The organism is Rapidithrix thailandica (genome assembly GCF_039710355.1).
Lineage (GTDB): Bacteria > Bacteroidota > Bacteroidia > Cytophagales > Flammeovirgaceae > Rapidithrix > Rapidithrix thailandica.
In genome coordinates, this window is record NZ_JBDKWZ010000039.1 from 1 (window position 1) to 4,899 (window position 4,899).

At 39.0% G+C, this 4,899-nt stretch carries 6 protein-coding genes; all 6 read right to left on the reverse strand.

Annotation, left to right across the window (positions count from 1 at the left end; genetic code table 11):
* Positions 1–188 (reverse strand): N-acetylneuraminate synthase family protein (locus AAG747_RS29115; protein WP_346824786.1); only part of this gene is annotated, 188 nt, incomplete at its 3' end.
* Complete coding sequence (locus tag AAG747_RS29120) at positions 185–1,054, reverse strand: methionyl-tRNA formyltransferase (protein WP_346824787.1); 870 nt, start codon at positions 1,052–1,054, stop codon at positions 185–187. The genes AAG747_RS29120 and AAG747_RS29115, both read right to left, overlap by 4 nt.
* Complete coding sequence (gene pseG, locus AAG747_RS29125) at positions 1,051–2,049, reverse strand: UDP-2,4-diacetamido-2,4,6-trideoxy-beta-L-altropyranose hydrolase (protein WP_346824788.1); 999 nt, start codon at positions 2,047–2,049, stop codon at positions 1,051–1,053. The genes AAG747_RS29120 and pseG overlap by 4 nt, the downstream gene beginning before the upstream one ends.
* Entirely contained in the window at positions 2,046–2,735 is a 690-nt protein-coding gene (gene pseF / locus AAG747_RS29130; protein ID WP_346824789.1) for a pseudaminic acid cytidylyltransferase, read from the reverse strand. The genes pseG and pseF overlap by 4 nt, the downstream gene beginning before the upstream one ends.
* Positions 2,732–3,880, reverse strand: a complete 1,149-nt coding sequence (pseC, locus tag AAG747_RS29135) for a UDP-4-amino-4,6-dideoxy-N-acetyl-beta-L-altrosamine transaminase (RefSeq protein WP_346824790.1) — start codon at positions 3,878–3,880, stop codon at positions 2,732–2,734. Before pseC ends, pseF begins: the two co-directional genes overlap by 4 nt.
* Positions 3,881–3,888: 8 nt before the next feature.
* Positions 3,889–4,899, reverse strand: a 1,011-nt coding sequence (gene pseB, locus AAG747_RS29140; protein ID WP_346824791.1) for a UDP-N-acetylglucosamine 4,6-dehydratase (inverting), incomplete at its 5' end; no start/stop codon positions are given.

Genomic DNA, 4,899 nt, shown 5'->3' on the forward strand with positions numbered 1-4,899 from the left:
TCATTATCACAATCAATGGTTAGGGTATCAGGAGTATATGTTTGAAATTTGATAGCATCAGCTCCCGCTAATTTAGCAGCCTTTATGGTATCAATAGCGATACGAATGTCTTGGTTATGGTTTGCTGAAAGTTCTGCGATGATGAATGCAGGACTTTGCTCGTTTATTTCAAAATAATCGATGTTCATTGACCTAATATTTTGTTTTTACAATCTGTAAAATCTATTTCCTCTCTTATGGAAACTAATTTCACTGCCCCGTTAGGCGTTTTAACAACCGGTTGCTCTCCATCTGTAAGAATACTCCCGTTGGGTTGGTCAAAATGATAACCACCATTGGTATATTCCACTTTGTCAATCGTTATTTTTTGACCATCCAAATAGGTATAAGCTCCGGGATATGGATAAGCTTGTGCTCTTACCCAATTATAAATTTGCTCCTTTTGCCAATCCCAATTAATTTCCCCATCCTCCGGAGTTCTTTTTCCAAAGTAAGTAGCCTGGGCTTCTTCTTGAATTTGGGGTTGAAGCATTTGATCTTGAAGTTTTTTCAAGAGGTCAATCACCATTTTTGGATAAATCTGCTTGTATTTATCCAGAAGATCTGCTCCTGTATCACTTTCATCAATCTTCACTTTTTCTTGTAGAAGAATAGCCCCTGTATCGCAATTTTCATCTATCAAATGGGCTGTAATACCTGTATAGGGCTCATTGTTAATGATAGCCCAAACATGAGGTGTCCGTCCTCTATACTTAGGTAAAAGGCTTCCATGAAAATTGATAGCATATTTTGAAGGAAGCCCGATCAGGTCTTTTTCAATTAAAAACAAATAGTTGATAGAGAGCAAGACGTCAATTTTAAAATCAGTAGCAAATGTGTACAATCGACCTCCTCTTGGGTTTCCTTTAAAAACCGGAATACCTTTCTCTGTTGCGTATTGGATAATAGTCCGAGAACCGGAATCTGTTGCGATAAATACGGGCTCAATCGCATGTTGGACCTCTTTCAGAACATATAAGCCCAAGTTGCCAGATGCCAAAATACCAATATTCATATACAAAGGTTTAAAACAGTTTCTTTAATTCGTGACACTGACCCACCGTCAATACAAAGTCCTTGTCTAGTGAGTATTTCATTAAGATCCGCATCAAATACAGATCTTAATGCTTGATCAATTTGAGTAGGCTCAAAGCTTCCTGCATCAAAAATCACCTGTTGGTTTAAAAAACCCTGATAAATAGCTTGTTGATTTTCAATGTAATACCCTGATATCACAGGCACTTTAACCGACAATACTTCAAACAAGATCCCACTAGCAGGAACAATGGCTAATTGTGACTCTTGTAGCAATTTGATCATTGTTTTTTCATCAACCGCATTATATCGAGTCAACCTATCAAGGTTATCTTGAACTAAAATGTCCAAAGATTCCCCTCCTTTATAAGCACTGCCTGCCACTACAAGGATATGTGTAAATTGAGAATATTCCAGAAGCTTTTTAACAACAACTTCGGTGATATTTTTGGGATCCGCCCCTCCAAAACAAACAAACACTGTATCAATCCTGTTAATTTTTCTTTCAGTGCCAGCCAATTTCAAAAACGATGGACGCAGCAAAGCAAAGTCAGGCCCTAGACACACTTGTGTATATGTTTCCACTGAATAATCTTCTATCCTTACACCTGGAGCGTGGTTAATTACCACATCACTGACAAAGTGTTTATCATGCAGATCGTCAATACACACTAATTTGCAGCCCTTTGCTTTTATAGCTTTTTGGTAGTTTGTGTCAAAATGATAGCCATCCAATATGACAATTTCATCACCAGTCAGGTAGTCAAAAAAAGCCTGAGGAACATTATCTATTTCGATAACACTTTCGCAAACATCTAAAAGTTGCTTTTTTATATGCTCAGAAGGGCTGTGGATAGCAAACTCACAGAAAAAATCATTTTTTAGCATACTTGCTATGGCCAATGACCGCACAATATGCCCTAATCCGATTTTTGCATTTCCATCCGCTCTCAGAACGACTTTTTGGCTCATCATTCTACCGTTAACAGCTTATATTTGAGCTCTGCTATTTGCCAATCAGTGTGATTGTCTATATCTTGTACTTGTAGCTCACTTAATACGATACTTCCACTATTGTTGGTAAACAGCTGTTTTGATACTTTGAACTTTTCCAGATTCAGCCAATAAAACTGTCCTGCATCATGGTAAACTGGTGGCAGATCTTGACTGCGAGAGTTCAAATGTTCCGGCCAGACCATTTTTACCTTTTCGCAATCGATTTCCAAACCTCTCCAGACAGGATAACCAAAAGGAACAATGGGGAAAACAGTATCGTATTTGCCTTTAAGTAGCTTGTCAAGTGCTTCTTGTAAAGTTCTCTCCGTAAGTAATGGTGCTGTAGGGTAAATACAACAGGCAAAATCAAATACTACTCCTTGTTGTTCATACTGTTCAATTACTTCCAACAACACTTCTGCTGTAGTAGCATAATCATCAGCATTTTTTTTGCTTCTCAAAAAAGGCACTTCCGCGCCATGGGATTTGGCAAGCCCAGCAATTTCTTCGTCATCTGTAGAAACCATTACCTCATCAAACAAAGCACTTTTCAGAGCCGATTCAATACTGTAAGCAAGGATAGGCTTTCCTAAAAAGGGCTTGATATTTTTTCTGGGAATTCGCTTGCTCCCTCCCCTTGCAGGGATGATGGCTAGTTTTTTCATACTACAAACTCCAGCACTTTTTCTATAACATAAGCTTGTTCTTCTTCAGTCAAAGTAGGGTACATGGGCAAACTTAAACAATGTTCGTAGTAGCTTTCCGAAACAGGTAAATCACCTTTATTCCACCCAAACTGACGATAGTAGGGCATCAGATGAACAGGGATATAATGTACTTGCGCAAAAATATTATGTTCTCGCAAATGATTATATAAACCCAAGCGATCTTCGACTTGAATGACATACAGATGGTATGCATGGTAGAAATTAGAAGCAACAACTGGTGTTTTAACTGCTGTTGTAGTTTTGAAGGCATCACTATACCGCTGAGCGATTATTTGTCTTTGTCGTAATCCTTCATCTGCTCTTTGTAATTGACTTTTGCCCAAGGCTGCCTGAAAATCGGTTAAGCGGTAATTAAACCCCAATTCTTGCATCTCATAATACCAGCCTCCATGATTTTCATGAAGCAAGTTTTCGTCTTTGGTAATGCCATGGGTACGGTAAAGCAAAAGCTTTTTATATAAAACTTCGTCATTAGTTGTGATCATTCCTCCTTCGCCTGAAGCAATATGTTTCACTGGATGAAATGAAAAAATTGCCAAATCGGCATAAGCCCCATTTCCACAATATTGCTTATTACCTTCCTGATCAATAAAATACCCTCCTGGAGCATGACAAGCATCTTCCAATACCCACATTCCGTATTCATCTGCCAATTGCCGATAAGCTTCCAAAGCAACAGGATAACCGGCAAAGTCTACGGGAATAATCCCTTTGTAAGTTCCTTTTGGGGCTGATTCTAACAAGGCCCGGACTTTTTCGATATCCAATAAAAAGGTCTCTGGATCAATATCTGCAAAAACGACTTCGCCTCCCATATAGCGAACACTATTAGCAGATGCCGCAAATGTATTTGGAGTCGTAATCACTTTATCTCCGGGTTGAACCCCCAATGCAATTGTAGAAAGATGTAAAGCAGCCGTGCCATTGGCTACTGCTACAGCATATTTAGCTCCTACATACTCAGCAAAAGCACGTTCAAAAGCAGCTACTTGAGGACCTTGGGTTAAAAAATCCGATTTCAGGGTATTGACAACTGCTTGTAGGTCTTCCTCTGTAATATGTTGTTTTCCGTAGGGTATCATGGTACTGTTTAGACTAAATCGAAGGTTGGGTCAACATGTTCTTTAATCAAGCTTCTCAGGCCCTCCACTGTTTCCCATTCGGTGTTTTCCCCAGAATTGTATTGAAATCCTTGTTTTACCTTTTTAGCTTGGAAATGATTTATAAATTCCTCCAAGTTAAAGCGGGTTGTTTGAGGCAAAATCGCATAATACTTACCAAGGTCGTAAGTGTTGAAAGAATCGGAGGCCGTGATCATTTCTTCATGAATCTTCTCTCCTGGTCGAATTCCCACAACTTTATGCTCACAACCAGGACCGATCGCTTTAGCAACATCCGTAATCTTGTAAGATGGAATTTTAGGAACAAAAATTTCTCCTCCCCAAGCAGATTCCAAAGCATGTAGTACCATATCAACTCCTCCTTGCAAAGAAATATTAAACCTTGTCATAGTGGGATCTGTAATAGGTAATATACCTTCTTCCCGTTTCTTCAAAAAGAAAGGTATGACCGAACCATTAGACCCCATCACATTGCCATAACGCACTACAGAAAACTTGATCGGGTTCCAACCTCGAATATTGTTGGCAGCCACAAAAAGTTTATCCGATGCCAATTTCGTTGCTCCGTATAAATTGATAGGAGCTGCAGCTTTGTCAGTAGATAAAGCAACCACATGTTGAATATCCGTTTCCAAAGCAGCATTGATGATATTTTCTGCTCCTAATATATTTGTTTTAACACATTCCATTGGATTGTATTCGGCAATAGGAACATGCTTCATTGCTGCTGCATGAATAACAAAATCTATCCCTTTAAAAGCCCTTTTGACACGATCATAATCCCGTATATCTCCAATAAAATACCGAATTTGAGGGTATTTACTCATAGGGAAATCATGAGACATCTGAAACTGTTTCTGCTCATCCCTGGAAAAAATCACCAGTCGTCTTACTTCTGGCCACCGTTCCAAAATGGTCTTTGTCAATGCTTTGCCCAAAGAACCAGTTCCCCCAGTAATTAATATCGATTTGCCGTTTAA

Excerpts from the sequence above, each read along its gene's own strand:
- AAG747_RS29120 (WP_346824787.1), bottom strand. The coding sequence starts at position 1,054 with ATGAATATTGGTATTTTGGCATCTGGCAACTTGGGCTTATATGTTCTG.
- pseG (WP_346824788.1), bottom strand. The coding sequence starts at position 2,049 with ATGATGAGCCAAAAAGTCGTTCTGAGAGCGGATGGAAATGCAAAAATC.
- pseF (WP_346824789.1), bottom strand. The coding sequence starts at position 2,735 with ATGAAAAAACTAGCCATCATCCCTGCAAGGGGAGGGAGCAAGCGAATT.
- pseC (WP_346824790.1), bottom strand. The coding sequence starts at position 3,880 with ATGATACCCTACGGAAAACAACATATTACAGAGGAAGACCTACAAGCA.